The sequence below is a fragment of the Knoellia remsis genome (assembly GCF_003002895.1).
Taxonomy (GTDB): domain Bacteria; phylum Actinomycetota; class Actinomycetes; order Actinomycetales; family Dermatophilaceae; genus Knoellia; species Knoellia remsis.
In genome coordinates this window covers 43,691-68,819 of record NZ_PVTI01000006.1, presented here as the reverse complement: position 1 = coordinate 68,819, position 25,129 = coordinate 43,691, and the positions used below count along the sequence as shown (strand labels likewise).

Sequence of the window (25,129 nt, the reverse complement as noted above, 5' to 3'; positions counted from 1 at the left end):
CTTCCGGGCGAAGAGGGTTCCTCGCGACCGGAGGGGGAGGGTGCGAGGGGTGGCTCGCTCGTGAGCCTATGACAGGCGCTCGGCGACGGCGTCACCGATGGCGCTCGTCGTGCGTACCTCGCTACCGCGCTCGGCGAGGTCGGCGGCGACCGCGGCCTCCACGCGCTGGGACTCCTCGGTGCGGCCGAGGTGGTCGAGCAGCATCGCGACCGAGAGGATCGTCGCGGTCGGGTCGGCCTTGCCCTGGCCGGCGATGTCGGGGGCGGACCCGTGGACCGGCTCGAACATGCTCGGCGCCTCGCCCGTGGGGTTGATGTTGCCGCTCGCGGCAAGGCCGATGCCGCCCGCGATGGCGGCGGCGATGTCGGTGATGATGTCGCCGAAGAGGTTGTCGGTGACGACGACGTCGAACCGCCCGGGGTCCGTGGCGAGGAAGATCGTCGCGGCGTCGACGTGCTGGTAGGCGGTCTCGACGTCGGGGAACTCCGTGCCGACCTCCTCGACCGTGCGCCGCCACAGGTGCCCGGCGTGGGTGAGCACGTTGTGCTTGTGCACGAGGGTGAGGTGCTTGCGCGGACGCGCCTGCGCGCGCGAGAACGCCTCTCGCACAACGCGTTCCACGCCGAAGCGGGTGTTGACGCTCACCTCGGTCGCGATCTCGTGCGGGGTGCCGGTGCGCAGCGAGCCGCCGTTGCCGACATACGGACCCTCGGTGCCCTCACGCACGACGACGAAGTCGATGCCGTCGGGGGCGACACGCTCGATGGCGAGCGGCGACTCGACACCGGGGAACAGCTTGGCAGGGCGGAGGTTGACGAAGTGGTCGAGCGCGAACCGCAGCGGCAGCAGGATCCCGCGCTCGAGGACGCCGCTCGGCACGCTCGGGTCGCCGATCGCGCCGAGCAGGATGACGTCGTGCTGGCGCAGCTCGTCCAGGACGCTGTCCGGGAGGGTCTCGCCGGTGGCGTTCCAGCGCTTCGCGCCGAGGTCGTATGCCGTGCTGGTCACCTTCGTGCCGGTGCCCGCGGTCACCGCCTCGAGGACCTTGAGACCCTCGGCGACAACCTCGGGACCGATGCCGTCACCGGCGATGACTGCGAGGTCGATCGCGTTCTCGCTGTTGGGCTTTGCGCTCGTACCGGTCCCCGCGTCGTTGCTGTCGGTCATGTCCCCACCCTAGGTTCGCGTCTCGTCATCCGGGATCACCGTCCCGCCATTCGAAATCAGGTCCTGCGGGCCCATGACTCAGGGCCACGCAATCCGGGGGATGCACGTGGCCCTGAGGCAGTCAGTCCGTGAGGTCAGGCGTCGGTGTGGTCCTGGTCGCGCAGGTCCATCGACTCCTGCAGCGCCTTCTGTGCCTGCTTGGCCTCTTCGCTCATGAAACTCATCCTTCTGGCATGTCTGAATGGGGTGGTCGGTCGGCTCCAGCCCTGGTGTGGGCGAACCGGTCAGCGACGTCGCGGGATCTCCGCGGCGAGGGAGCTGACTACCGGACCTCGCCGCGGCTGGCAATGAGGAGGCTCAACCGCTGCATGCCGACCACGGTAGGAGGACGTCCAACTATCGGGAAGATCCGGCTCACGTTCTGAGACACCGTCCACTGATTGCGTCGGTTCGACGGAGCGTGCGTGGTCTCAGTCGACGAGGTCGACGACGCGGACGTCCGCGTCGACCTCCGTGCCGATGGCCGCGACGACGTCGGCAGGGATCTTGTTGTCGACGGTGAGCGCGACGAGGGCCTTGCCGGACTCGTCACGCGCGACCTGCATGCCGCCGATGTTGACGTCGGCCTCGCCGAGCAGGCGACCGATGACACCGACGACACCGGGCCGGTCGGCATACGAGAAGAACGCCATGTGGTCGCTCAGCGGCACCTCGATGTCGAAGCCGTTGATGCCGGTGACCTTCTGGACCATCTTCGGGCCGGTGAGCGTGCCCGCGACGGAGACCGTCGTGCCGTCGGCGAGGGTGCCGCGCAGGGTCGTGACGTTGCGGAACTCCTCGGAGACGGCGTCGGTGAGCAGGCGCACCTCGAGGCCGCGGTCCTTGGCGAGGAGCGGGGCGTTGACGTAGGTCACCGGGTCCTCGGAGATGTCGGTGAAGAGGCCCTTGAGCGCCGAGAGCTCCCAGACGGAGACGTCGTGCTCGGTGATCTCGCCGCGCACGTCGACGTCGAGCTGGACCGGGACCGAGCCGGCGACACCGGTGAAGATGCGGCCGAGCTTCTCGACGAGGTCGATGCCGGGGCGGACCTCCTCGGCGACGGCGCCGCCGGAGACGTTGACGGCGTCGGGGACGAGGTCGCCGCCGAGGGCGAGGCGCACCGACTTGGCGACGGCGACACCGGCCTTCTCCTGGGCCTCCTCGGTCGACGCGCCGAGGTGCGGCGTGACGACGACGGACTCGTGCTCGAAGAGCGGGCTCTCGGTCGTCGGCTCGGTCGCGAAGACGTCGATGCCGGCGCCGGCGACGCGGCCCTCGCGCAGGGCCTCGGCGAGGGCGTCCTCGTCGACGATGCCGCCTCGGGCGGCGTTGATGATGCGCACGGACGGCTTGACCTTGGTCAGCGCCTCCTTGCCGATGAGGCCGAGGGTCTCGGGGCTCTTGGGCAGGTGGACGGTGATGAAGTCGGACTCGGCGAGCAGCTCGTCGAGGCTGACGAGGCGGGCGCCGAGCTGGCCGGCGCGCTGGGCCGAGACGTAGGGGTCGTAGGCGAGGATCTCGACGCCGAAGCCCTTGAGTCGCTCGGCGACGAGCTGGCCGATGCGGCCGAAGCCGACGACGCCGACCTTCTTGTCGAGCAGCTCGACACCGCCGTACTTGCTGCGCTTCCACGCGCCGCCCTTGAGCGCCTGGTTGGCCGGGGCGATGTTGCGGGCGGTCGAGAGGAGCAGGCCGACGGCGAGCTCGGCGGCGCTCGTGATGTTGGACGTCGGCGCGTTGACGACCATGACGCCGGCCTGCGTCGCGGCGGGGACGTCGACGTTGTCGAGGCCGACACCGGCGCGGGCGATGACCTTGAGGTTCTTGGCGGCCGCGATGGCCTCGGCGTCCATCTTCGTCGCGGAGCGGATGAGCACGGCGTCGACGTCGGCGAGGGCCGGAATGAGCTGGGAGCGGTCGGAGCCGTCAGTCTGGCGGATCTCGAAATCCGGTCCGAGGGCGTCGATGGTGGCCGGGCTGAGTTCCTCGGCGATCAGGACAACGGGCTTGGTCACGTGGGTTCCTTCAAGGCGGTCACGGGGGTGGGGACGGCGCACCTCGTCGTGCCCTTGGAGTCTAGAGCCGTGCCCAGCATGTGGATGCCGCCGCCCGCGATGCGGACCGGTGACGCCCACCACTCCAGTCGCTCGCACGTCCTGCCGGAAGGGCCCGGTTCACAGCCCAAGGAAGTCCGCCAGCCAGCGGCGCACCTCGGTCAGCTCCGCGTCCGAGGCGAGTCCGATGCGGCCGTGCAACCTCTGCCGGGACACCGCCCGGACCTGCTCGGTCATGGCGAACGACGCCCGCCCAAGGCCCGAGAGCGCGACATGGTTCGGCCAGCCCCGGTCGACCGAGGTCACCGGGACCACGAGGGCGAGTGCGTCGACGACCTCGAGGAAGCCCCGGCTCGCGACGACGAGAACGGGTCGGCGCCCGCCCTGTTCGCGACCCGCGCTCGGGTCGAGCTCGGCCCAGTGGACCGCACCGGGGACGAGCTCAGGAGAGGTCGGCATCGAGCCAGGCGTCGCGTTCGTGCTCGTATGCCGTGCGGGCGTCCTCGTCCATGGCGTCGATCGCCGTGCGGAGACTGGCGAAGCGGTCTTCGCGATCGGCCAGGTCGAGCAGTCGCTCGACGTGCTCCGCGAGCGTCTCGCCCCGACGGGCGGCGTGCTCCTTGAGCCGGTCGCGCGTCGCCACGGGCACCTTGATGGTCGTGGCAGTCATACCAGTAGTATACCGCCATGCGAGTCGTCGTGACGGGTGGCGCAGGGGACCTCGGGGCGCGCGTGGTGCGGGTGCTCTCCGCACGAGGGCACGAGGCGGTGGCGGCGAGCCGGCGCAGCGGCGTCGACCTCGCGACCGGGGCCGGCCTCGACGAGGTCCTGACCGTCGCCGACGCGGTCGTCCACGCGGCGACGTCGCAGCGCACGCCCCAGGAGGTCGACGTCGCGGGCGCCCGTCGCATCGCCGAGTCACTGAGACGAGTCGGCTCGGCCGCCCAGGTCGTGTCGATCTCGATCGTCGGCTGCGACCGCATCGGCTACCCCTACTACCGCGCGAAGGTCGACTCCGAGCGCGCGCTCGAGGAGTCCGGCGTCCCGGCCACGATCGTGCGAGCCACCCAGTTCCACTCTCTCGCAGCGTTCTTCGCGACCGCCGGCCGGATCGGGCCGGTCGCGTTCGCGCTCGGAGACATGCGCATCCAACCCGTCGACATCGACTGGGTCGCCGAACGCCTCGCCGACCACGCGACCGGCCCGCGACCCGACGGGTTCACGCGCGCGACCGACCTCGCTGGCCCCACGGCATACACCACACGACAGGTCCTCGACCTCGTCGCCGCACACGACGGCCGCACTCCCCCACGACTCGTGCGCATCCCGGCCGTCGGGGACGCGCTCAAGGGCTTCTCCGAGGGCCGCATCCTGCCGGGCCCGGATACCGAGCTCGGCGGGCAGACCTTCGAGCAGTGGCTCGAGACGCAGCCCCGGCCGCTCCCCCGCCGGTTCCACTCACCGACCTGACGGCACTCGCTGCTGGGCCCACCGCGTGACGCCCACGACGAGTCCGGCGACAGCCACGGGCACGAGCAACCACCACCACCGGCCTCCCGTCACCGCCTCCCACAGCGCCACCCCGACCGACGTGTAGAGCGTCGCCCACAGCACCGACCCGAGGGCCGACGCGGGCAGGTAGCGCGCGAGCGGCATACGCAACGCCCCCGCGGCCGCGTTGATGAGCGTCTGCACCCCCACGGTGAGGAAGCTCAGCACGACCGCCGGTGCGCCGAACCGGCGAACCAGCGCCTCGGTCCGGACCACCGCCGGCCGGTCGAGGCGCTCCGCGAGCCGCGACCGCTCTCCTCCGGCGCGCAGCCCGCGCCCGGCCCAGTAGGTCGCGTTCGAGCGGAGCAGCGCGATGAGCCAGAACGCCGCGAACACGGCCCAGACCGGCCATCCCTCGACGAGCTCGCTCACGCCGTCACTGTATGCAGCGCCTCGTTCACGGCGGAACCGGGGCGTTCGTGGCGGGACGGTTCCGCCACGAACGCCCCGGTTCCGTGATCAGGCGGGAAAGGGCACAGCCCCCTGTCACCGAGCCGCGGAACCCTCGGTGTAGTCGCTGTCCGTCTCCTTGATCCAACTCATCAGCTTGCGCAGGTCCTTGCCCGTCGCCTCGATCGGGTGCTGGGCGCCCTTCTCGCGCAGGGCCTTGAACTCGGGGCCACCGGCGTCCTGGTCGTCGATGAACCGCTTGGCGAACGCGCCGTTCTTCACGTCTGCGAGGACGGCCTGCATGTTCTCCTTGACGCTCGGGTCGATGACGCGCGGGCCCGAGACGTAGTCGCCGTACTCCGCCGTGTCCGACACCGACCAGCGCTGCTTGGCGATGCCGCCCTCGACCATGAGGTCGACGATGAGCTTGAGCTCGTGCAGGCACTCGAAGTACGCGACCTCGGGCTGGTAGCCCGCCTCGACGAGTGTCTCGAAGCCATACATGATCAGCTGCGAGGCGCCGCCGCAGAGGACGGCCTGCTCGCCGAAGAGGTCGGTCTCGGTCTCCTCGGTGAACGTCGTCTTGATGCCGCCGGCGCGCAGGCCGCCGATCGCCTTGGCGTAGGACTTCGCGAGGTCCCACGCCTGGCCGGACGCGTCCTGCTCGACCGCGAGGAGCACGGGCACGCCTCGGCCGTCGACGAACTCGCGGCGCACGAGGTGGCCGGGGCCCTTGGGCGCGACCATGATGACGTCGGAGCCGGGCTCGGGCTCGATGTAGTCGAAGCGGATGTTGAAGCCGTGGCCGAAGAGCAGCGCCGCGCCCTCCTTGAGGTTCGGCTTGATCTCCTCGGCGTAAACGGTGCGCTGCACCTGGTCCGGCGTGAGGATGACGACGAGGTCGGCGTCCTTGACCGCGTCGGCGACGGTCGACACGGGCAGGCCCTCGGCCTCGGCCTTCTCGCGGCTCTTGGACCCCTCGGCGAGGCCGACGCGCACGTCGACGCCGCTGTCGCGCAGGTTCAGCGCGTGGGCGTGGCCCTGGCTGCCGTACCCGATGACGGCGACCTTGCGCCCTTGGATGATCGACAGGTCGGCGTCGTCGTCGTAGAACATCTCGGCCATGGTTTCGCTCTCTCCTGGTTGGTGAATCGTGGTGTCGTGCAGTCTTTTTCGGTAGGCCGTTCGCGCGCCTTCGAGCGTATGCCGCCCACGCGCCTCCCGCTCTCAGGCGCCGCGCAGGGCCCGGTCGGTGATCGAGCGCGGGCCGCGGCCGATGGCGACGAGGCCCGACTGGACGAGCTCGCGCACGCCGTAGGGCTCGAGGACCCCGAGCAGCGCCTCGAGCTTCTCCGCGTGGCCGGTGGCCTCGATCGTCACGGACTCGCTGGCGACGTCGACAACCTTGGCCCGGAACAGCTGGACGAGCTCAAGGACCTGGCTGCGGGTCGCCGAGTCGGCGCGCACCTTGATGAGCATGACCTGTCGCTGGACGGCGGTCGCGTCGAGCTCGACGACCTTGAGCACCTCGACGAGCTTGTTGAGCTGCTTGGTCACCTGCTCGAGCGGCAGCCCCTCGACGTCGACGACGACGGTGATGCGCGAGATCTCCGGGTGCTCGGTCTCACCGACCGCGAGGGAGTGGATGTTGAACCCGCGCCGGGAGAACAGACCGGCGATCCGGGCGAGGACGCCGGGCTTGTTCTCGACGAGCACGGACAGGGTGTGCTGTGACATCAGGCGTCCTTCCCTTCTGCCTCAACGGCATTCGCGACCACCGCGTCGTCGGTTCCCAGCTCCTCGCTGTTGTCGGCGTCCTCGTCCTGCTCGACGGCGTCGGAGTCCTCGAGGTCCCACTGCGGGGCGGTGTCCTTGGCGACCTGGATCGCGTCGTTGCTCACGCCGGCCGGGACCATCGGCCAAACCATCGCGTCGCGGTGGACGATGAAGTCGACGAGGACCGGCCGGTCGGTGACCTCCATGGCCTTGCGGATCGTGTCGTCGACATCCTCGGGCCGCTCGCACCGCAGGCCGACGCAGCCGTAGGCGTCGGCGAGCTTGACGAAGTCGGGGATCCGGGTGCCGTCCGCGGAGGTGTGCAGGTCGGTGTTGGAGTAGCGCTCGTTGTAGAAGAGCGACTGCCACTGACGGACCATGCCGAGGCTCGAGTTGTTGATGACGGCAACCTTGATCGGGATGTTGTTGATGACGCAGGTCGCGAGCTCCTGGTTCGTCATCTGGAAGCAGCCGTCGCCGTCGATGGCCCACACGGTGCGGTCGGGCTCGCCGACCTGGGCACCCATGGCGGCCGGGACGGCATACCCCATGGTCCCGAGGCCACCGGAGTTGAGCCACGCGCGCGGCCGCTCGTACTGGACGAACTGCGCCGCCCACATCTGGTGCTGCCCCACGCCCGCGACGTAGACCGCCTCGGGCCCGGCGATCGCCGAGAGCCGCTCAAGCACGAACTGCGGTGCGAGAGTGGCGTTCTCGGGTTCGGTGTAGCCGACGGGGAAGTCCCGCTTCCAGCCGAGCGTCCGCTCCCGCCATGCCGTGTAGTCGCCGGCGCGGCCGGAGTCGATGTCGGTGTCCACGGCCTCGATGAGGTCGACGAGGACGTCCTTGCACGACCCGACGATCGGCACGTCGGCCGTGCGGTTCTTGCCGATCTCGGCGGGGTCGATGTCGGCGTGGATGACCTTGGCCTCGGGCGCGAAGGTCGACAGCTGCCCGGTGACCCGGTCGTCGAAGCGGGCACCGAGGGTGATGAGCAGGTCGGACTTCTGCAGCGCGGTCACCGCGGCGACCGAGCCGTGCATACCGGGCATCCCGAGGTGCAGCTCGTGACTGTCCGGCAGGGCGCCGCGTGCCATGAGCGTCGTCACGACGGGGATGCGGGTCAGCTCGACGAACTGGCGCACCTCCTCCGCCGCGTCGGCGCGGATGACGCCGCCACCGACATAAAGCACCGGACGCTCGGCTGCCGCGATGAGCCGCGCGGCCTCGCGGATCTGCTTGGAGTGCGGACGGGTCACCGGGTGGTAGCCGGGCAGGTCGATCCGTGGCGGCCACGAGAACGTCGTCGACGCCTGGAGGGCGTCCTTGCTGATGTCGACGAGGACGGGACCCGGCCGGCCGGTCGAGGCGATGTGGAACGCCTCGGCGATGACCCGCGGGATCTCGGCCGGGTCGGTGACGAGGTAGTTGTGCTTCGTGATCGGCATCGTGATGCCGCGGATGTCGGCCTCCTGGAAGGCATCCGTGCCGATCGCGGCGCTGGCGACCTGGCCGGTGATCGCGACGATCGGGACGGAGTCCATGTGCGCGTCCGCGAGTGCCGTGACGAGGTTCGTCGCACCGGGGCCCGAGGTCGCCATGCAGACCCCGACCTTGCCGGTCGCGGCGGCGTAGCCCTCGGCGGCGTGCCCGGCGCCCTGCTCGTGGCGCACGAGGATGTGCCGCACCTTGACCGAGTCGAGCAGCGGGTCGTAGGCCGGCAGGATCGCGCCGCCGGGGATGCCGAAGACGGTGTCGACCTCCATGGCCTCGAGCGAGAGGACGAGGCTCTGCGCCCCGGTCACCTCGAGGGGAGCCTTGGCCCGCGCCTGCTGCGCGAGCCGCGCCGGAGTGGGCGCTGTCGCTGTCTCGCTCACGTCGTCACCATCTCTTCGTTCTCATGTGCCGTATCTCGGGTGCTGCCTGCGGTGTCGTGCCGTGGCTCCGGCCACAAAAAAACCCTCCCGTCCCACGCAGGCAAGGGGACGATGGAGGGAGGCGCCTGGCCGGTCCGTTCAGGAGGGGCCGGGCGCCTGGGGAAGTACGAGAGTGCGAGCCACGGGACGACTCTCCCCTCCCCCGTATGCCGTGTCAACGTGTGAGACGACACATCCCACCATGCGGTCGAGCGCGGGTCCTGCACGTGAGCCCATCGTCGTATGCCGGCCGCTCGCCTCCGCGGGACCCTCGCCTCCCGCCGTGGCTCAGTCGCAGACGGCGCCGCGACTGGCCGAGCCGACGAGCTTGCGGTACTTCGCGAGCACACCGCGGGTGTACTTCGGCTCGGGGTGGGCGACGCCCTCGCTGCGACGGCGCTGCAGCTCGTCCTCATCGACGAGCAGGTCGAGCGTGCCGTTCGCAACGTCGAGCCGGATGCCGTCGCCGTCGCGGACGAACGCGATCGGCCCCTCGTCGACGGCTTCGGGGGCAACGTGCCCGACGCACAGGCCCGTCGTGCCGCCGGAGAAGCGGCCGTCGGTGAGGAGCAGGACGTCCTTGCCGAGCCCGGCGCCCTTGATCGCGCCGGTGACGGCGAGCATCTCGCGCATGCCGGGGCCGCCCTTGGGCCCCTCGTAGCGGATGACGACGACGTCCTTGGGCTTGAGCGTGCCCTGCTCGACGGCGTCCATGGCGGCGCGCTCGCCGTCGAAGACGCGCGCGGTTCCCTCGAAGACGTCGGTGTCGAAGCCGGCCGACTTCACGACCGCTCCCTCGGGTGCGAGCGAGCCGGAGAGGATGGTCAGTCCACCGGTGCGGTGGATCGGCTCGGCCATGGCGCGCACGACGTTGCCGTCCGGGTCCGGCGGGCGGATGTCGGCGAGGTTCTCGGCCACCGTGCGGCCGGTGACGGTGAGCGCGTCGCCGTGCAGCAGCCCGGCATCGAGGAGCGCCTTCATGACGACCGGCACGCCCCCGACGCGGTCGATGTCGGTCATGACGAACTGCCCGAACGGCTTGACGTCGGCGAGGTGCGGGACGCGCGACCCGATCCGCTGGAAGTCGCCGATGGTGAGGTCGACCTCGGCCTCGTGGGCGATCGCGAGGAGGTGCAGGACGGCGTTGGTCGAGCCGCCGAACGCCATGACGACGGCGATGGCGTTCTCGAACGCCTCCTTCGTCATGATCCGGCGCGCGGTGATGCCCTCGCGCAGCAGGCCGACGACGGCCTCACCGGACTTGCGGGCGAACCCGTCGCGGCGGCGGTCGGTGGCCGGCGGGGCCGCCGAGCCGGGCAGGGACATGCCCATCGCCTCGGCGACCGACGCCATCGTGTTGGCGGTGTACATGCCACCGCACGCGCCCTCGCCGGGACAGATCGCGCGCTCGATGGCGTCGACGTCCTCGCGCGACATCCGGCCGGCGGCGCAGGCACCGACCGCCTCGAAGGCGTCGATGATCGTCACGGTCTTCTCGGACCCGTCCGAGAGCTTCGCGACCCCGGGGAGGATCGACCCGGCATACAGGAACACCGAAGCCAGGTCGAGCCGCGCGGCGGCCATGAGCATGCCCGGCAGCGACTTGTCGCAGCCGGCGAGGAGGACCGAGCCGTCGAGGCGCTCGGCGTTCATCACCGTCTCGACGGAGTCGGCGATGACCTCGCGCGACACGAGCGAGAAGTGCATCCCCTCGTGGCCCATGGAGATGCCGTCGGAGACCGAGATCGTGCCGAACTCGAGCGGGTAGCCGCCGGCCGCGTGCACGCCGTCCTTGACGGCCTTGGCGAGCCGGTCGAGGGAGAGGTTGCACGGCGTGATCTCGTTCCACGAGCTCGCGACGCCGACCTGCGGCTTGACCCAGTCGTCGTCGCCCATACCGACGGCGCGGAGCATGCCGCGGGCCGCGGTCTTCTCGAGGCCGTCGGTGACGTCGCGGCTGCGGGGCTTGATGTCGGGCGCGCTCGGGTCGGTGCTCTCCGGACTCATGGCCACACTCTAGGACGCCTGTCCACGAGGTGGGACGCCGATCTCATGCCCTGGCCGTATGCCGTCCGCCCACCCGGGCGGTCAGGCCGCGGCGGACACGCGCGGCTCGGTTCGCCGATGGCGCCTCGATTCGTGGGACGTCCGGCGAATCGAGACGTCGATGGCGGATCGAGGTCCCGGCTCCCCGGCGGCCCGGAGGCGACGTGAGCCGAGCCGGCTCAGGCGTCGGCGGACTCGCGCTTCTCGGCCCGCGCGACGTGGAACCGGTCGAGCCGGGCCATCCCGGGGGCGAGGTCGCTCCAGTGCCCCGAGAAGCGCAGCACCGCGATGCCCGCGGTCGGGAAGCCCTGGCTGAGCAGGTCGTGGGCGCGCTCGCTCCCCTCACCGTCGGCGAGGATCGACGTCAGAGCCGGTATGCCGGGTGCGTGCCCGACGACCATGACGACGTTGGCGTCGCTGTCCGCTTCGCGGACGGTCTCGAGGATGCGGTCCGCCGACGCGTCGTAGATGCGTCGCTCGTGGTGGATGTCCGCCTCGGAGCAGCCGGCGCTCCAGATGCCCTCGCAGGTCTGCTGGGTACGCGTGGCGGTGGAGCAGAGGACCTCGTCGATGCCGATGCCCTGGGCGCAGAGCCATCGGCCGGCCTCGGCCGCGTCACGGTGGCCGCGCGGCGTGAGCTCGCGGTCATGGTCGGCGTCATAGCCGTCCTGCTGGGCCTTGGCATGCCGGACGAGGACGAGCGTCCGGTCCTCGGCTGCGGAGGTCATGCCTCGAGTCTGCCCCGGCTCGGGCGCGATGTCAGGTCTTGACATTCCCGTGGGCCGCACGCCCGCAGTTCAGGGCCGGACGAGGTGGATGGGGTCGCGCCCCTCGACCAGCCCGCTGAGCTGCTCGCGCACGAGGTCGGCCATCCGCGGGATCAGCACGCTCGTGTTGCCGCCCGCGTGGGGCGTGATGAGCACGTCCGGAGCCGACCACAACGGGTGGCCGTCGGGCAGCGGCTCCGGGTCCGTGACGTCGAGGGCGATCCGTAGCCGGCCCGCGTGCTTCACGAGCGCGTCGGTGTCGGCGACCGGGCCGCGGGCGACGTTGACGAGGAGCGCACCCTCGGGCATGGCGGAGAGGAAGGTGTCGTCGACGAGGCCACGCGTGGAGTCACCGAGCGGGGTGATGACGACGACGACGTCCTGGTGCGGCAGCAGCTCGGGCAGCTCGTCGACGCCGTGGACCCGCTCGACGAGGTCGTCGCCGTCGCGGGCGCGCGATGCGACTGCAGTGAGCTCGACCTCGAAGGCGGCGAACCGACTCACGATGGCCCGACCCACCGACCCGTAGCCGACGATGAGGACACGGCTGCCCGCGAGGGCGGGACGACGCCCGAGCGGTCGCCATGTCGCATCGTCGGCGGAGCGGACGGACTCGGGGATGCCGCGCAGCGACGCGAGCGTGAGGCCGAGGGTGAGCTCGGCGGTCGGCGCGTCGTAGACCCCGGCGGCGTTGGCCACCGCGATCCGCTCGGGCACCACCTCGAGCACCCCGTCGTATCCCGCGGACTGGAGCTGCACGAGCCGGCACCGGGGCAGGTCGGCGACGGGGGCGAGCCGCTGGGCGGCACCGAGGTAGGGAGCAACGACGACCTCGATGCGCTCGTCCCCCGCCTCGTCCGAACCCGGGTCCCACAGCACGGACTCGACACCCGGCACCTCCCCCACGGCGTCTCGCAGCTCGGCTTCGGGGAAGGAGACGACCAGCATGCTCACAACCCTAGAGGCCACAATGGGGCATGGACCTCCTCCCTGCCCTCGCCCGACGCACCGCGGCGCTGACCGCCGCGACGGCTCTGGCACTCGCGCTCACCGCCTGCGGGTCCGGCGAGGACGAGCCCTCCGCGACACCGACCCCGTCGGCATCGTCACCCACCGCGACACAGTCCACTCCCTCCGGCAGCGCGACCAGCCCGAGCGCATCGCCCACGGCGATCCCGAGTGGCGAGCCGAGTGACGTCGTCACCGGGCTGGACGTGCCGTGGGCCATCGCCTTCCTGCCCGACGGGAGCGCGCTCGTCACCCTGCGCGACGAGGCGCAGGTCGTGCGCGTGACGGCAGACGGGCAGCGCACGACGATCGGCGAGGTCCCCGGCGTCGACGCCGACGGTGAAGGCGGCCTGCTCGGTATCGCCGTCTCTCCCGACTTCGCCACCGACGCCACCGTGCACCTCTACCTCACCGCCGCCGACGACAACCGCGTCGTGCGAACCACACTGCGCGACAACAGGTTCGGCGACTTCACACCCGTGCTCACCGGCATACCCAAGGCCGGCAACCACAACGGCGGGCGCCTCAAGTGGGGACCGGACGGCTTCCTCTACGTCACGACCGGTGACGCGGCCGAGCCGAGCCGCTCGCAGGACCGCGGCAACCTCGGCGGCAAGATCCTGCGCGTCACCGCCGACGGCAAGCCCGCGCCGGGCAACCCGTTCGCCGGCAGTCCGGTGTGGAGCCTCGGCCACCGCAACGTGCAGGGCATCGCGTGGGGCGCCGACGGCACGATGTATGCCAGCGAGTTCGGCCAGAACACGTGGGACGAGCTCAACGTCATCGAACCGGGCAAGAACTACGGCTGGCCCGAGGTCGAGGGCATCGAGGGCAGCAGCGGTGACTTCGTCGCGCCCATCGCGCAGTGGTCCACCGAGGACAGCTCCCCCAGCGGCATCGCCGTCGGCCCCGACGGCGCGGTGTACATGGCGGCGCTGCGGGGCGAATCGCTGTGGAAGGTGCCGGTGAACGGCTCCGTCCGGGGCGAGGACCCGGAGCGGTTGTTCGAGGGCGAGTTCGGCCGACTGCGCGACGTCGTCGTGGCCCCCGACCGGACGCTGTGGGCGCTGTCCAGCAACACCTTCCGCGGCGACCCCCGCGACGGGGACGACCGCATCCTGCGCGTACCGGTGGGCTGAGCCGGGCGCGTCCCCTGCGTCCGCCCTGCCGCGCGCACCTGTGCGTATGCCGTCCGCTCGCCCGTAACCCCCACCGCACCGTCCGTCGTGGGTACGTTGAGCAGGAGTGTGGGCATCGGGCCCACCCGAGCACACGAGAGAGGTGGCCTCATGGCCGCAGTTGACGACATCCTCCAGAGCCTGCCGGTGGACCAGATCGCGCAGCAGGTGGGCGCCCAGCCCCAGGAGGTCGAGCAGGCCGCCCAGCAGGCGCTGCCGGCGCTCCTCGGCGGGCTCCAGGCCAACGCGCAGGGCGGCGGCGCGAGCTCCATCCTCGACGCCCTCGGCCAGCACGACAACGACCTGCTCCAGGGCGGCGTGAACCTCGACCAGGTCGACACCGCCGACGGTCAGAAGATCGCGTCGAACATCTTCGGCGCCAACGAGGAGCAGGTCTACAGCGCCCTCGGCAGCAACGCCGGGGGCGGCGCCAGCAGCGCGCTCATCAAGAAGCTCATCCCGATCCTCGCCCCGATCGTGCTGTCCTACCTGGCGAACAAGGTGCTCAAGGGTGGCGGTGGCGGTCTCGGCGGCGGGACGGCACAGCAGGCTCCGGCTCCGGCAGACAACTCCGGTCAGGGTGGCCCCGGTTCGCTCGACTCGATGCTGCAGGACGTCCTCGGTGGCGCCCTCGGTGGCGGCACGACCCAGACCCAGCAGGCCGCTCAGCAGCAGGCTCCGCAGCAGACCCAGCCGTCGGTCGGTGGTTCGGTGCTCGACATCCTCGGCGGCCTCCTCGGCGGCGGCCGCCGCTGACCCGCTCCCTTGGCCGCTGACCCGGTCACCCCACTGACCGCTGACCGGCCATTGCACTGATTGCGCAGGGTTCGCATCGCGAGCGCAGCAAGCGATGCGAACCCTGCGCAATCAGTGCGTCAGGGGAAGGGTCCTTCAGGACTGGCCGAGCCTGGCGAGGATGATCTCGCGGGCCTTGCCGGCGTCGGCCTGACCCTTCATCTCCTTCATGACCTGGCCGATGAGGGCGCCGGCGGCCTGGACCTTGCCGTCACGCACCTTCTGCGCGATGTCCTCGTTGCGGGCGATGACCGCGTCGACCGCGGCCTCGAGGGCGCCGTCGTCCTGGACGAGCTCGAGCCCGCGCGCGTCGGCGACCGCGGTCGGTGCGCCCTCGCCGTCGAGGACGCCCTCCCAGACCTGGCGCGCCATCGAGTCGTTGAGCCGGCCAGAGGTCACGAGACCTTCGAGCTCGACGACGTGAGCGGGCTCGATGCCGCGCTCACCGGCATACGACACGACGTCGGCGCCGTCGGCGTTGGCGCGTCGGGCGATCTCACCGGACCACCACTTGCGCGCGCCCGCAGGCGTCGCCCCCGCAGCGACCGTGGACTCGATGAGCTCGACGAGGCCGGCGTTGAGCACGTCGCGCATCTCGAGGTCACTGAAGCCCCAGTCGGACTGGAGCCGCTTGCGGCGCTGCGCCGGCGGCTCGGGCAGCGTCGCGCGCAGCGCCTCGACCGTCTCGCGCGACGGCGCGACCGGGACGAGGTCCGGCTCGGGGAAGTAGCGGTAGTCGTCGGCGTCGGACTTCGGCCGGCCGGCTGTCGTCATGCCGGTGTCCTCGTGCCAGTGCCGGGTCTCCTGCAGGACCGAACCGCCTTGCGAGAGAACGGAACCATGACGGCACATCTCGTAGCGGACGGCCCGCTCGACCGAGCGCAGCGAGTTGACGTTCTTGGTCTCGGTGCGGGTGCCGAACGTGTCCGACCCCTTCGGCATGAGCGAGAGGTTGACGTCGCAGCGCATCGAGCCCTGCTCCATCTTGACGTCGGAGACGTCGAGCGCCTTGAGCAGATCACGCAGCGTCGCGACGTAGGCCTTGGCGACCTCGGGCGCGCGCTCCCCGGCCCCGACGATCGGCTTGGTGACGATCTCGATGAGCGGGATGCCGGCGCGGTTGTAGTCGACGAGCGAGTGCGTGGCACCGTGGATGCGCCCCGTCGAGCCGCCGACGTGGAGCGACTTGCCGGTGTCCTCCTCCATGTGCGCACGCTCGATCTCGACGCGGAAGGTCTCGGTGCCCTCTCCGGACTCGGCCGGGATCTCGACGTCGAGCCAGCCGCCGAACGCGATCGGCTCGTCGTACTGCGAGGTCTGGAAGTTCTTGGGCATGTCCGGGTAGAAGTAGTTCTTCCGCGCGAACCGGCACCATTGCGCGATCTCGCAGTTGAGCGCGAGCCCGATGCGGATCGCCGACTCGACGCCGACCTCATTGACGACCGGCAGCGCGCCCGGCAGGCCGAGGCAGACCGGGCAGACCTGGGTGTTGGGCTCGGCGCCGAACTCGGTCGCGCAGCCGCAGAACATCTTCGTGTTCGTGCCGAGCTCGACGTGGACCTCCAGCCCGAGGACGGGGTCGTATGCCGCGAGGACGTCGTCCCACGGGATCGTCGCTTCGGTGTCGATGCCGGAGTTGGTCGGGCGGGTCTCGCCCGCGGCGGAGATCGTCATGTCAGGCCTCCTTGGAGGTCGAAGCAGCGGACAGCTCGGGCGCCCGCCCGAGCAGCGGACCACCCCACGACGCGAGGAGGCGCTGCTCGAGTGCCGCGCCCGCGGCATACAGGCGGTCGTCGGCCATCGCCGGCGCGAGGATCTGGAAACCGGTCGGCAGCCCGTCCTCGTCGGCGAGGCCGCTCGGGAGGGACATGCCGGGGACGCCGGCGAGGTTGGCGGGGATGGTCGCGATGTCGTTGAGGTACATCGCCATCGGGTCGTCGAGCTTGTCGCCGAACCGGAACGCGGTCGTCGGCGCGGTCGGCGAGACGAGGACGTCGGCGGTCTCGAAGGCCTTGGCGAAGTCGTCGGCGATGAGCCGGCGGACCTTCTGGGCCGAGCCGTAGTAGGCGTCGTAGTAGCCCGAGGAGAGTGCGTAGGTGCCGAGGATGATGCGGCGCTTGACCTCGTCGCCGAAGCCGGCGTCGCGGGTCGCGGCCATGACCTGCTCCGCACTGGGGTCGGTGACGCCCTCGGGGAGGACGCGCAGGCCGTAGCGCATCGCATCGAACTTCGCGAGGTTGCTCGACGCCTCGCTCGGGAGGATGAGGTAGTACGCGGCGAGGGCGGCGGTGAAGCTCGGGCAGGACACCTCGACGACCTCGGCGCCGGCGTCGACGAGGTGCTGCACCGACTCGTCGAAGCGGGCCTGCACGCCGGGCTGGAAGCCGTCGCCGGTGAGCTCGCGGACGATGCCGATCTTCATGCCCGTGACGTCGGCGCGGCGGGCGGCCTCGACGACGGCGGGCACGGGTGCGTCGATCGAGGTCGAGTCCATCGGGTCGTGACCGCCGATGACCTCGTGCAGCATCGCCGCGTCGAGGACGGTGCGCGTGCAGGGTCCGGCCTGGTCGAGCGAGGACGCGAGGGCGACGAGGCCGTAGCGGGAGACGCCGCCGTAGGTCGGCTTCGTGCCGACGGTGCCGGTGACGGCCGCCGGCTGGCGGATCGAGCCGCCGGTGTCGGTGCCGATGGCGAGCGGCGCCTGGAACGACGCGACGACGGCGCTCGAGCCACCGCCGGAGCCGCCGGGGATGCGCTCGAGGTCCCACGGGTTGCGGGTCGGCCCGTAGGCGGAGTGCTCGGTCGAGGAGCCCATCGCGAACTCGTCCATGTTGGTCTTGCCGAGGATCGGCATGCCCGCGGCCTTGAGCCGGGTCACGAGGGTCGCGTCGTAGGGCGGGACCCAGCCCTCGAGGATCCTGCTGCCGCAGGTCGTCGGCAGGCCCTGGGTCGCCATGACGTCCTTGACGGCGATCGGCACGCCCGCGAGCGCGTGCAGCTCCTCGCCGGCCTTGCGGCGCGCGTCGACCGCGCGCGCGGTGGCGAGGGCTCCGTCGCGATCGACGTGCAGGTAGGCGTGGACGTCGCCGTCGACGGCGTCGGTCCGCTCGAGCAGCGCCTCCGTCACCTCGACCGAGCTCGTCTCACCGGCGGTGAGGAGGTCGGCGAGCTCGGCTGCGCTGGCGCGGGTGAGGTCTGTGGTCACGTCGGTCCTTGCGGTGGTCTGTGGCGTTCGGTGCGGTGTGCGAAAGGTGCGGTATGCCGGGTGCGCGCCACCGGCATACCTGCCGGAACGGCTTGCGGCCCAGTGCGATTCAGTCTTCGTCGAGGATGCGCGGGACGGAGAAGCGCTGCTGCTCGACGGCGGGCGCGGCGGCGAGCGCCTGCTCGGCGGTGAGGCCGGGGCGCACCTCGTCGGGGCGGGTGACGTTGACGATGGGCATGGGGTGGCTCATCGGCTCGACGTCCGCGATGGGCGACTGCTGGACGACGGCGACGGACTCGAGGATGACGCCGAGCTCCCCGACCATGCGGTCGAGCTCGGCGTCGGAGAGGTCGATGCGGGCGAGGTCGGCGAGGTGGGCCACGTCGTCGCGGGTGAGTTCAGCCATGGGCGTCAGTCTATGGGGCGGGTCTAGGTCGCCCGCGCCACCGTGGTCGCGCTTGGCCGGCGGTGATCAGACCCAGCCGAGGCTGAGGAGCCGGACGATCTGGCAGCCCGCGTAGGGAACCATCAGAGTGAAGACCAAGGCGACATACGCCCAAAAGGCCCACCGGACCACCAGGGCGCGCCTCGTCGTGGGTTGCTGCGCGCGGAACACCGCCCACCAACGGTTGCTGGTCAGAGGCCCCCAGCTCCCGTCCGCCCGCGGGAGGAAGGGCAGCCACCAGTTCTGCGCAGCCTTGGCACGGAGAGCCTCGGTGAAGACGGGCCGCGCGATGAGCCACCAGCTCCCGAGGAACACTCCGAAGAGCACCGAGCCGAGGATGACGAGGAGGACACGCAGGCCCCAAATCAGGAGGACGAACTCGTCGATGCCGGCGTAGTCCTCGGTCCCCACGCTGCTCAACCGTAGTGGGACCCTCGAACGGTCAGCGGAAGAAGGCGTTGTACGCCGAGGCGAACAGGAAGAGCACCGTCAGACCTCCCCAGAAACCCCAGCGCAGGACGAGCCCACCCGTGGTGCGGCTTCCCGGCCTCGGCGCGCGCAGCACACTGAAATACCGGCCGGGGACCAGGGCTCCGTTCCGCTCGAACGGCCTCCAGGGGTCACCGCTGCCGACCTGAACCACCGCCCGAAGGAGCGGCACGACGAAGAAGAGGGTGATGAGCGCGAGTCCGAGTAGCGCGACGGGGTTCTCCACGGGCACGAAGTTATCCATCGGCATCCACGACGCTGGCAACATGACGCCTGGGTCCACTCGAGACGCCTCGGAGGTCTCTTGGCGTACCCAGCGACGGAAGGACTCTGCACACCGGCTGCGCAGCCACTGTGACTAGGCTGTCGGCATGTCCGATCCAGAGGTGGAAGCAGCACACGCACGTGTGAATGCCGACATCCGCGAGGTCCAAGACCGTGCGGTTCGAGTGGAGCAGTGGAAGAACGATCTCGAGAGCGCAGTCGCCGAGGGGCGCTCAAGTCAGGGCCGGGTCCGCGTCCGGGTCGACCTCAGTGGAGCGGTGGTGGGCCTTGCTGTCGCTGACAGCCTTGCCTCACGCGGCGGCCTTGCGGTATCCCAGGCGGTCGTCCAGGCGCACAACGCGGCACAGCAGTCCATGCGTGAGCTGACCGAGCAGCTGACGTCTCGCACATTCGGCAGCTCCGAGTCCACCGCAGCGGTGACCGCCGAGGTGGGCCGGAGCAATCCTGGCGCTGCGACGGTGGCCGAGAACGCGCCAGCCCCCCGCGACCAATCGCCGCCGGGGTCAGACGGGACGCCGCGGAACGACGACCGAGGAGGGACCTGGTGAACGCTCAACCTGATGACCTCTACGCCAACGGCGCACCGACCGACTTCGAGCTGGACCGACTCGTGTCTCGGGCCCGCGACGCATTTCGGTGGCGTGCACAGGTGGACGAGTTCGTCGGCTTCGGGGCGCTGGAAGGCGTCACGGCCAGGGTCAGGACTCAGGGCGGGTTGATCGACCTCAAGGTCGACGACGAGGCATGTGCGAACGGTGGCGAGGCTGTTGCCGGACGCATCCTGTCTGCGATTGCCGCGGCTCAGCAGCATCTCTCGGAGCAGATCCGGGAGAGTGGCCGGCAGACCTTTGGTGAGGGCAGCGACTGGAGCCAGACCATCGAAGAGGCGGCATCAGCGCGTTTCAGCGGACGTGGAAGCGTCTTGGGGGCTGACGACTCGTGAGACCGCCGTCACACCCAGAATGCCGTCACTCAGTGCTTCTCGAGCTCGTCGAAGAAGTCCCGCGTGACGTCATCCGTGGGTAGCTCGGGACGAGCTCGCACCCACTCGCGCAGGTTTGACAGGACCTGAAGCCACCGGACTTCCCGTGTGGAGTAGCTGGCCTCGATTCCGCCATACTTGTTCAGGATGACGAGCCGCGCTGGGGTCCGGCCGAACGCGACGCTGGACGTCGGCTGCTGGTACTCGATACCGCCCGCCTCGGTCAAGGTTGTGCCGGATCGCTTCAGGAGGAACCACAGACTGGCTCTCTCGGTGGTGAGGCGTTGCCAGAAGCTCAGGATCACGGCGATCGAGCCCAACATCATGACGAGCAGCGTCAGCGCAACGACCCACGCGAAGGCCACATAGACGCTCCATCCCTCGTCGCCGAGCGGCTCTCCCGGATTACCGGAGCTGATCGCCATCCAGATGCTCTGCATCAGGCCGTAGCTCAAGCCTGCCAGGAGCGGCACACCCAAGAGGATGAAGAGCCACGGAGCATGCACGTTGACGGGCCGAGGCTCGGGAAGGCGCCCTGACTCGAACCCTTCCCATCCCCGGATCTCGCGACTGTCCGTGGGGGCACCTCGCTCGTCTGCCACGGCGCTGACCCTACCGTCAGTGTTCCGCTCAGATCCACGAGCCGTACGTCCACCACAACCACACGATGAACCCCACGCCAGCCAGTCCGGTCATCAGGAGATATCCCCATCGCACAACGAGACCAAGCGTGCTCCCTGGACGATCTGCTTGGAGCGCTTGGTTGAGCCGGATATTGGCCGCACCGTGATACTGCCCCAACCCGTCGGCCACGAAGGGCGCCCAAGGGGAGCGCTGCACCATGGCGACGTGCACTGCTTGACCGAGCATCCATACCGGGATGAGGAAGAGCAAGGAGAGCAGAGTCAAGAACAGCAGCACGGTCCGACGGTACCTCCGGACGGGGAGTCCTCCCCATGGCACCCGGGCTCGTCCGGCTCCTAGACTCGCGAACCAAGCGGTGAGAGCACAGCGGGGAGACCACCGCACAATCCCAAGGAAGGCAACCATGAAGTTCGACGTGAACCCGGAAGTGCTGCGCAGCCACGCAGGGAACATGGATCGCGAGTCATCCAACCTCGATGGCGCGAAGTCTGCTCTGCAGACTGCGGTCAGCGACGATGCATTCGGCCTTCTCTGCAGTTTCCTCGCTGCACCTGTCCGAGAGGTGGGCCCGGACGCACAGTCAGCGGTGTCGGGGATGTCCACAGCGGCTGGAAACACTGCGGATGGGATGCGCCTACAGGCGACGGCGTACGAGTTCGTTGACTTCCTGGCCCAGGCAGGCATCACATCAGCGGGCGGGGGTGGCCGCTGATGGGGGGCAACGACCTGGTCGCAGGAGTCGAAGACAATGAGATCTTCGCGGGGGCAGGTATCTTCGACAGCTCGGAGCAGCTGGTTCGATCGCTGGGGAGCGGCGACTGGGTCAGCGCAGGACTGGCTGGCCTGTCGACTGGAATTGACGCCATGGCCACCGCGTCCGACCCTTTTGGCAGCCTGATCGCGGCGGGGATTGGGTTCGCCATGGAACACTTCAGTCCCCTCAAGGGTTGGCTGGATGATCTCGCTGGGAACCCGGGACAGATCATCGCCAACGGGCAGACGTGTGAAAACGTCCGCAAGGAGCTCATTCGGATCGCGGACAGTATTGATGAACTTGTCGCCTCAGATCTGGCGGATCAGGATGCTCCGTCCATCACTCAGTACCGCAGCAACACTCGGGCCATGACCAAGGGTTTCCGCCAGCAGGCCGAACTGGTGGGCAGCCTGAGACCTGGTATCGAGGGCGCGGCCGCGCTCGTGGCCGTGGTTCGGTCGATCGTCCGGGATGCAATTGCTCAGGTCGTGGGCGCTTTGGTGAGCTACGTGGCCGAACTGGTCATCTCGCTCGGCACGGCAACCCCCTACATCATCTATCAGGCGACGACGCGAGTGTCGGCACTTGCCACCAAGGTCGGAAGCAAAGTCGATGAGTTGATCGAGTCCTGCGGCAAGCTGAAGAAGCTCGTCGACGGCATGAAGAAGATCTACCAGGCCGTCAAGAAGGCCGGTGACGCGTGGAACGCAAAGTCCCTCATGCGCAACGGCGAGCCGGTCACGGGCGTCAAATATCACATCGTCCCGCCAGGTGCCTTCAAGAACGTTGACCCATCCGCGACCGCGTTCAAGGACTTGCGATTGCGACTCGCCGAGAACTGGGGGCCGCTGGCCAAGCAGCACCTCAAGGATCTCGGCTTTGACTTCTTGCTCAACAAGAAGGACATCCTGATCAACGCCGGGAGCGAGGGTGGGAGAACGAATCCCAGGAACAACTAGCCTCCCACCCGAGGCTCGTGCACACTCCGGGAACCCCCACAAGCCGTGCCCCGAAGAAGGCGCAGGCAGGTGTCAGGTCACGCCCCGTCCGGAGCCGGCTCGCCCTCACCCGTCTCGAGGAGGGTGACGAAGCCGGCCTCGTCGAGGATCGTCAGCCCGAGCTCGCGCGCCTTGGTCTCCTTGGACCCGGCACCAGGTCCGACGACGACGTAGTCGGTCTTCTTCGACACCGACCCCGACGCCTTGCCGCCGCGGGCGAGGATCGCCTCCTTGGCCTCGTCGCGGCTGAAGCCCTCGAGAGACCCCGTCACGACGACGGTCAGCCCGGCCAAGGTCTGCTGCACCGACTCGTCACGCTCGTCGACCATGCGGACGCCGTCGGCAGCCCACTGGTCAACGATGTTGACGTGCCAGTCGCTGCCGGCACCGTCGAACCAGTCGCGCACCGACTCGGCGATGACTCCGCCGACGCCCTCGACACCAGAGAGTTCCTCGACGGATGCCGCCCGGATCGCGTCCATCGACCCGAAGTGCTGGGCCAGCGCCCGCGCCGCCGTCGGTCCGACGTGCCGGATCGAGAGCCCGACGAGCACCCGCCACAGCGGCTGGGTCTTGGCGGCAGCGAGGTTGGCCGCGAGCCGCGCACCGTTGGCCGACAGCACCCGACCGTCCACGACGGCGTCGGCGGGGTCGGTCTTCTTCGCCGCCCGCGTGAAGAGCGGAACCTGCGCGATCTCCTTCTCCCCCAATCCGAACAGCGTCGACTCGTCCGTCAGCACCCCGGAGTCGAGCAGCGCGATCGCGCCCTCGAACCCCAGCGCCTCGATGTCGAACGCTCCCCGCCCGGCGAGGGACGACAGCCGCTCCCGCAGCTGTGCCGGACAGGTGCGCGAGTTCGGGCAGCGGATGTCCTTGTCGCCCTCCTTCTCGGGCGCGAGCGCCGTGCCGCACGACGGGCACTCGGTGGGCATGACGAACTCGCGCTCGCTGCCGTCGCGCAGGTCGACGACCGGGCCGAGGATCTCGGGGATGACGTCGCCGGCCTTGCGCAGCACGACGTTGTCGCCGATGAGGACACCCTTGCGGCGCACCTCGTCGGCGTTGTGCAGCGTCGCCCGCTCGACCGTCGACCCGGCGACGACGACCGGCTCCATGACCCCGAACGGCGTGACCCGTCCGGTCCGCCCGACGCCGACCTGGATGTCGAGGAGCGTGGTGTTGACCTCCTCGGGCGGGTACTTGAACGCGATGGCCCAGCGCGGCGCGCGTGACGTCGACCCGAGCTGACGCTGCGCGGAGATCTCGTCGACCTTGACGACGACACCGTCGATCTCGTGCTCGACATCGTGGCGGTGCTCACCGGTGCGCTCGATGAAGGCGAGCACCTCGTCGATGGTGTCGACGACGCGGTAGTGGCTCGACACCGGCATACCCCACGCCTTGAGCGCGTCGTAGGCCTCGCTCTGGCGCTTCAGCGCGAAGCCCTGCCGCTTGCCCAGACCGTGGACGAGCATCCGCAGCTGACGGCTGGCCGTGACGCGAGGATCCTTCTGTCGCAACGATCCTGCCGCGGTGTTGCGCGGGTTGGCATAGGGCGGCTTGCCCGCCTCGACGAGCTGGGCGTTGAGCTCACCGAAAGCCTCGATGGGGAAGAAGACCTCACCGCGCACCTCGACGAGGTCGGGCACCGGGTGCTTCTTGGTGCCCTTGAGCTCGGTCGGTATGCCGTGCACCGTCCTCACGTTGAGGGTCACGTCCTCGCCCGTGCGACCGTCGCCGCGGGTGAGCGCGCGGGTGAGCCTGCCCTTCTCGTAGAGCAGGTTGACGGCGAGGCCGTCGATCTTGAGCTCGCAGAGGTAGTGCAACCCGGTGCCGGCCTCGCGCTCGACGCGGCCGGCCCACTCGCGCATCTCGTCCGCCGAGAAGGCGTTGTCGAGACTGAGCATCCGCTCGAGGTGGTCGACGGCCGTGAAGTCCGTCGAGAAGATCGCCCCGCCGACGGTCTGCGTCGGGCTGTCCGGCGTGCGCAGCGACGGGTGCTCGTCCTCGAGCGCAGTGAGCCGCCGCATGAGCTGGTCGTACTCGCCGTCGCTGACCGTCGGCGCGTCCTTGACGTGGTAGGCGAACTGGTGCGCGGCAGCCTGCTCGGCGAGCTCGGCCCACTCGTGTCGGGCCTCCTCGGGCACCTCGCCCCCGTCGGTCACCTCGGTGGCGCCGGTGGGGTCGTCGACAACGGTCTCGCTCGGCTCGGGACGGTCCTCATCGCTCACCGTCCCATCCTGCCGCACCCCACCGTCAGCGGGCCCTCACCCGAGCTGGCTCCGCTCCTCATCGGTGTCGCGGTCGACGAGGACGGCCGCGACACCGAAGCACGTCGCCACGAGCCCGAGGACCGACAGCACCGTGTAGGCGGGCGAGACCCACGCCGACGCGCCGATCGTGCTGTCGCTGCCCCACTGCTGCGTCAGCACGACGCCCAGCACGATGAAGGCGACGCCGACGAGCACGGCCAGCCCGAACGCGATCAACCCCCAACGCCACCAACGCCGGTCCGACGGGCGGCGCAGCAGCAGGACCAGCCCGACGAGCTGCGGCCCCATCCTCAGGACGACATCGGTGATGATCCACAGCCAGCTCTTCATGCGACTCCCCTGCCGTCCGCCCGCCGACGCGGGCTA

At 70.0% G+C, this 25,129-nt stretch carries 28 protein-coding genes; 7 read left to right on the top strand and 21 right to left on the bottom strand.

Annotated features, from left to right (window positions below; all coding sequences use genetic code 11):
• Positions 1-66: 66 nt before the first annotated feature.
• From BCF74_RS05305 to BCF74_RS05285, 5 genes are all read right to left on the bottom strand, one after another.
• Positions 67-1,167: a 3-isopropylmalate dehydrogenase gene (locus BCF74_RS05305; protein WP_106296924.1), complete on the bottom strand. Its 1,101-nt coding sequence runs from the start codon at positions 1,165-1,167 to the stop codon at positions 67-69.
• Positions 1,168-1,301: 134 nt separating this feature from the next.
• Positions 1,302-1,391: a 3-isopropylmalate dehydrogenase gene (locus BCF74_RS05300; protein ID WP_245889226.1), complete on the bottom strand. Its 90-nt coding sequence runs from the start codon at positions 1,389-1,391 to the stop codon at positions 1,302-1,304.
• Between the two features lie 246 nt (positions 1,392-1,637).
• On the bottom strand, positions 1,638-3,221 hold the full coding sequence (gene serA / locus BCF74_RS05295; protein ID WP_106296922.1) for a phosphoglycerate dehydrogenase: 1,584 nt from the start codon (positions 3,219-3,221) through the stop codon (positions 1,638-1,640).
• A 159-nt stretch (positions 3,222-3,380) separates the two neighbouring features.
• Positions 3,381-3,719: a type II toxin-antitoxin system PemK/MazF family toxin gene (locus BCF74_RS05290; RefSeq protein ID WP_106296921.1), complete on the bottom strand. Its 339-nt coding sequence runs from the start codon at positions 3,717-3,719 to the stop codon at positions 3,381-3,383.
• Entirely contained in the window at positions 3,703-3,930 is a 228-nt protein-coding gene (locus BCF74_RS05285) for a DNA mismatch repair protein MutS (RefSeq protein WP_106296920.1), read from the bottom strand. The genes BCF74_RS05290 and BCF74_RS05285 overlap by 17 nt, the downstream gene beginning before the upstream one ends.
• Before the next feature lie 17 nt (positions 3,931-3,947).
• Between BCF74_RS05285 and BCF74_RS05280 the strand changes: the two genes are divergently transcribed.
• Positions 3,948-4,730 (top strand): SDR family oxidoreductase, encoded by a 783-nt coding sequence (locus BCF74_RS05280; RefSeq protein WP_106296919.1) that lies wholly within the window; start codon positions 3,948-3,950, stop codon positions 4,728-4,730.
• Here the strand turns inward: BCF74_RS05280 and BCF74_RS05275 are convergent.
• The 7 genes from BCF74_RS05275 to BCF74_RS05245 all read right to left on the bottom strand — a co-directional run bounded on the left by BCF74_RS05275 (position 4,719) and on the right by BCF74_RS05245 (position 12,654).
• The gene (locus tag BCF74_RS05275; protein WP_245889225.1) at positions 4,719-5,183 is read right to left on the bottom strand and encodes a DedA family protein; all 465 of its coding nucleotides are present in this window, start codon (positions 5,181-5,183) and stop codon (positions 4,719-4,721) included. The two genes, BCF74_RS05280 and BCF74_RS05275, sit on opposite strands and share 12 nt — an antisense overlap.
• A gap of 114 nt (positions 5,184-5,297) precedes the next feature.
• Positions 5,298-6,326 carry a ketol-acid reductoisomerase gene (gene ilvC, locus BCF74_RS05270; protein ID WP_106296918.1) on the bottom strand — a complete coding sequence of 343 codons (1,029 nt, stop codon included), beginning with the start codon at positions 6,324-6,326 and terminating at the stop codon, positions 5,298-5,300.
• Positions 6,327-6,428: 102 nt separating this feature from the next.
• Positions 6,429-6,938, bottom strand: a complete 510-nt coding sequence (gene ilvN, locus BCF74_RS05265) for an acetolactate synthase small subunit (RefSeq protein ID WP_106296917.1) — start codon at positions 6,936-6,938, stop codon at positions 6,429-6,431.
• The gene (locus tag BCF74_RS05260; protein ID WP_106296916.1) at positions 6,938-8,854 is read right to left on the bottom strand and encodes an acetolactate synthase large subunit; all 1,917 of its coding nucleotides are present in this window, start codon (positions 8,852-8,854) and stop codon (positions 6,938-6,940) included. Before BCF74_RS05260 ends, ilvN begins: the two co-directional genes overlap by 1 nt.
• Positions 8,855-9,181: 327 nt before the next feature.
• A complete protein-coding gene (gene ilvD, locus BCF74_RS05255) occupies positions 9,182-10,900 on the bottom strand; it encodes a dihydroxy-acid dehydratase (RefSeq protein WP_106296915.1) in 1,719 nt (572 codons plus the stop codon).
• A 218-nt stretch (positions 10,901-11,118) separates the two neighbouring features.
• Positions 11,119-11,667, bottom strand: a complete 549-nt coding sequence (locus tag BCF74_RS05250) for a SixA phosphatase family protein (protein WP_106296914.1) — start codon at positions 11,665-11,667, stop codon at positions 11,119-11,121.
• Positions 11,668-11,736: 69 nt separating this feature from the next.
• Positions 11,737-12,654, bottom strand: coding sequence for a 2-hydroxyacid dehydrogenase (locus BCF74_RS05245; RefSeq protein WP_106296976.1), 918 nt, complete (start codon positions 12,652-12,654; stop codon positions 11,737-11,739).
• A 29-nt stretch (positions 12,655-12,683) separates the two neighbouring features.
• Here BCF74_RS05245 and BCF74_RS05240 point away from each other — a divergent pair, with 29 nt between their 5' ends.
• A complete protein-coding gene (locus BCF74_RS05240) occupies positions 12,684-13,853 on the top strand; it encodes a PQQ-dependent sugar dehydrogenase (RefSeq protein ID WP_106296913.1) in 1,170 nt (389 codons plus the stop codon).
• Positions 13,854-14,003: 150 nt separating this feature from the next.
• Positions 14,004-14,648 (top strand): DUF937 domain-containing protein, encoded by a 645-nt coding sequence (locus BCF74_RS05235; RefSeq protein WP_106296912.1) that lies wholly within the window; start codon positions 14,004-14,006, stop codon positions 14,646-14,648.
• Between the two features lie 135 nt (positions 14,649-14,783).
• Here BCF74_RS05235 and gatB read toward each other — a convergent pair whose 3' ends face one another.
• From gatB to BCF74_RS05210, 5 genes are all read right to left on the bottom strand, one after another.
• Entirely contained in the window at positions 14,784-16,361 is a 1,578-nt protein-coding gene (gene gatB, locus BCF74_RS05230; RefSeq protein ID WP_245889224.1) for an Asp-tRNA(Asn)/Glu-tRNA(Gln) amidotransferase subunit GatB, read from the bottom strand.
• Between the two features lies 1 nt (position 16,362).
• A complete protein-coding gene (gene gatA, locus BCF74_RS05225) occupies positions 16,363-17,892 on the bottom strand; it encodes an Asp-tRNA(Asn)/Glu-tRNA(Gln) amidotransferase subunit GatA (protein WP_106296910.1) in 1,530 nt (509 codons plus the stop codon).
• 109 nt (positions 17,893-18,001) lie between these two features.
• Entirely contained in the window at positions 18,002-18,298 is a 297-nt protein-coding gene (gene gatC / locus BCF74_RS05220) for an Asp-tRNA(Asn)/Glu-tRNA(Gln) amidotransferase subunit GatC (RefSeq protein WP_106296909.1), read from the bottom strand.
• A gap of 66 nt (positions 18,299-18,364) precedes the next feature.
• The gene (locus tag BCF74_RS05215; protein ID WP_106296908.1) at positions 18,365-18,748 is read right to left on the bottom strand and encodes a hypothetical protein; all 384 of its coding nucleotides are present in this window, start codon (positions 18,746-18,748) and stop codon (positions 18,365-18,367) included.
• Between the two features lie 31 nt (positions 18,749-18,779).
• Positions 18,780-19,070, bottom strand: a complete 291-nt coding sequence (locus BCF74_RS05210) for a hypothetical protein (protein ID WP_146132879.1) — start codon at positions 19,068-19,070, stop codon at positions 18,780-18,782.
• A gap of 127 nt (positions 19,071-19,197) precedes the next feature.
• Between BCF74_RS05210 and BCF74_RS05205 the strand changes: the two genes are divergently transcribed.
• Together BCF74_RS05205 and BCF74_RS05200 are read left to right on the top strand one after the other, a co-directional pair.
• Positions 19,198-19,659 carry a YbaB/EbfC family nucleoid-associated protein gene (locus tag BCF74_RS05205; RefSeq protein WP_106296906.1) on the top strand — a complete coding sequence of 154 codons (462 nt, stop codon included), beginning with the start codon at positions 19,198-19,200 and terminating at the stop codon, positions 19,657-19,659.
• Positions 19,656-20,054 carry a hypothetical protein gene (locus BCF74_RS05200; RefSeq protein ID WP_106296905.1) on the top strand — a complete coding sequence of 133 codons (399 nt, stop codon included), beginning with the start codon at positions 19,656-19,658 and terminating at the stop codon, positions 20,052-20,054. The genes BCF74_RS05205 and BCF74_RS05200 overlap by 4 nt, the downstream gene beginning before the upstream one ends.
• Positions 20,055-20,083: 29 nt before the next feature.
• Here BCF74_RS05200 and BCF74_RS05195 read toward each other — a convergent pair whose 3' ends face one another.
• Positions 20,084-20,695 carry a hypothetical protein gene (locus tag BCF74_RS05195; protein WP_146132878.1) on the bottom strand — a complete coding sequence of 204 codons (612 nt, stop codon included), beginning with the start codon at positions 20,693-20,695 and terminating at the stop codon, positions 20,084-20,086.
• Between the two features lie 28 nt (positions 20,696-20,723).
• A complete protein-coding gene (locus tag BCF74_RS17275; RefSeq protein ID WP_170070140.1) occupies positions 20,724-21,014 on the bottom strand; it encodes a hypothetical protein in 291 nt (96 codons plus the stop codon).
• Between the two features lie 127 nt (positions 21,015-21,141).
• Between BCF74_RS17275 and BCF74_RS17270 the strand changes: the two genes are divergently transcribed.
• Positions 21,142-21,450 (top strand): type VII secretion target, encoded by a 309-nt coding sequence (locus BCF74_RS17270; protein ID WP_170070139.1) that lies wholly within the window; start codon positions 21,142-21,144, stop codon positions 21,448-21,450.
• Complete coding sequence (locus tag BCF74_RS05180) at positions 21,450-22,451, top strand: hypothetical protein (protein WP_106296901.1); 1,002 nt, start codon at positions 21,450-21,452, stop codon at positions 22,449-22,451. The genes BCF74_RS17270 and BCF74_RS05180 overlap by 1 nt, the downstream gene beginning before the upstream one ends.
• A gap of 77 nt (positions 22,452-22,528) precedes the next feature.
• Here the strand turns inward: BCF74_RS05180 and ligA are convergent, their stop codons facing one another.
• Together ligA and BCF74_RS05170 are read right to left on the bottom strand one after the other, a co-directional pair.
• On the bottom strand, positions 22,529-24,721 hold the full coding sequence (gene ligA, locus BCF74_RS05175; RefSeq protein WP_106296900.1) for an NAD-dependent DNA ligase LigA: 2,193 nt from the start codon (positions 24,719-24,721) through the stop codon (positions 22,529-22,531).
• A gap of 36 nt (positions 24,722-24,757) precedes the next feature.
• On the bottom strand, positions 24,758-25,093 hold the full coding sequence (locus BCF74_RS05170; protein WP_106296899.1) for a hypothetical protein: 336 nt from the start codon (positions 25,091-25,093) through the stop codon (positions 24,758-24,760).
• Positions 25,094-25,129 lie beyond the last annotated feature (36 nt).

Bases quoted from the DNA above. Each gene is read 5' to 3' on its own strand.
- BCF74_RS05305 (WP_106296924.1), bottom strand. From the start codon at position 1,167: ATGACCGACAGCAACGACGCGGGGACCGGTACGAGCGCAAAGCCCAAC.
- BCF74_RS05300 (WP_245889226.1), bottom strand. From the start codon at position 1,391: ATGAGTTTCATGAGCGAAGAGGCCAAGCAGGCACAGAAGGCGCTGCAG.
- BCF74_RS05290 (WP_106296921.1), bottom strand. From the start codon at position 3,719: ATGCCGACCTCTCCTGAGCTCGTCCCCGGTGCGGTCCACTGGGCCGAG.
- BCF74_RS05285 (WP_106296920.1), bottom strand. From the start codon at position 3,930: ATGACTGCCACGACCATCAAGGTGCCCGTGGCGACGCGCGACCGGCTC.
- BCF74_RS05280 (WP_106296919.1), top strand. From the start codon at position 3,948: ATGCGAGTCGTCGTGACGGGTGGCGCAGGGGACCTCGGGGCGCGCGTG.
- ilvC (WP_106296918.1), bottom strand. From the start codon at position 6,326: ATGGCCGAGATGTTCTACGACGACGACGCCGACCTGTCGATCATCCAA.
- ilvN (WP_106296917.1), bottom strand. From the start codon at position 6,938: ATGTCACAGCACACCCTGTCCGTGCTCGTCGAGAACAAGCCCGGCGTC.
- ilvD (WP_106296915.1), bottom strand. From the start codon at position 10,900: ATGAGTCCGGAGAGCACCGACCCGAGCGCGCCCGACATCAAGCCCCGC.
- BCF74_RS05250 (WP_106296914.1), bottom strand. From the start codon at position 11,667: ATGACCTCCGCAGCCGAGGACCGGACGCTCGTCCTCGTCCGGCATGCC.
- BCF74_RS05245 (WP_106296976.1), bottom strand. From the start codon at position 12,654: ATGCTGGTCGTCTCCTTCCCCGAAGCCGAGCTGCGAGACGCCGTGGGG.
- BCF74_RS05240 (WP_106296913.1), top strand. From the start codon at position 12,684: ATGGACCTCCTCCCTGCCCTCGCCCGACGCACCGCGGCGCTGACCGCC.
- BCF74_RS05235 (WP_106296912.1), top strand. From the start codon at position 14,004: ATGGCCGCAGTTGACGACATCCTCCAGAGCCTGCCGGTGGACCAGATC.
- gatB (WP_245889224.1), bottom strand. From the start codon at position 16,361: ATGACGATCTCCGCCGCGGGCGAGACCCGCCCGACCAACTCCGGCATC.
- gatC (WP_106296909.1), bottom strand. From the start codon at position 18,298: ATGGCTGAACTCACCCGCGACGACGTGGCCCACCTCGCCGACCTCGCC.
- BCF74_RS05210 (WP_146132879.1), bottom strand. From the start codon at position 19,070: ATGGATAACTTCGTGCCCGTGGAGAACCCCGTCGCGCTACTCGGACTC.
- BCF74_RS05205 (WP_106296906.1), top strand. From the start codon at position 19,198: ATGTCCGATCCAGAGGTGGAAGCAGCACACGCACGTGTGAATGCCGAC.
- BCF74_RS17270 (WP_170070139.1), top strand. From the start codon at position 21,142: ATGAAGTTCGACGTGAACCCGGAAGTGCTGCGCAGCCACGCAGGGAAC.
- BCF74_RS05180 (WP_106296901.1), top strand. From the start codon at position 21,450: ATGGGGGGCAACGACCTGGTCGCAGGAGTCGAAGACAATGAGATCTTC.
- BCF74_RS05170 (WP_106296899.1), bottom strand. From the start codon at position 25,093: ATGAAGAGCTGGCTGTGGATCATCACCGATGTCGTCCTGAGGATGGGG.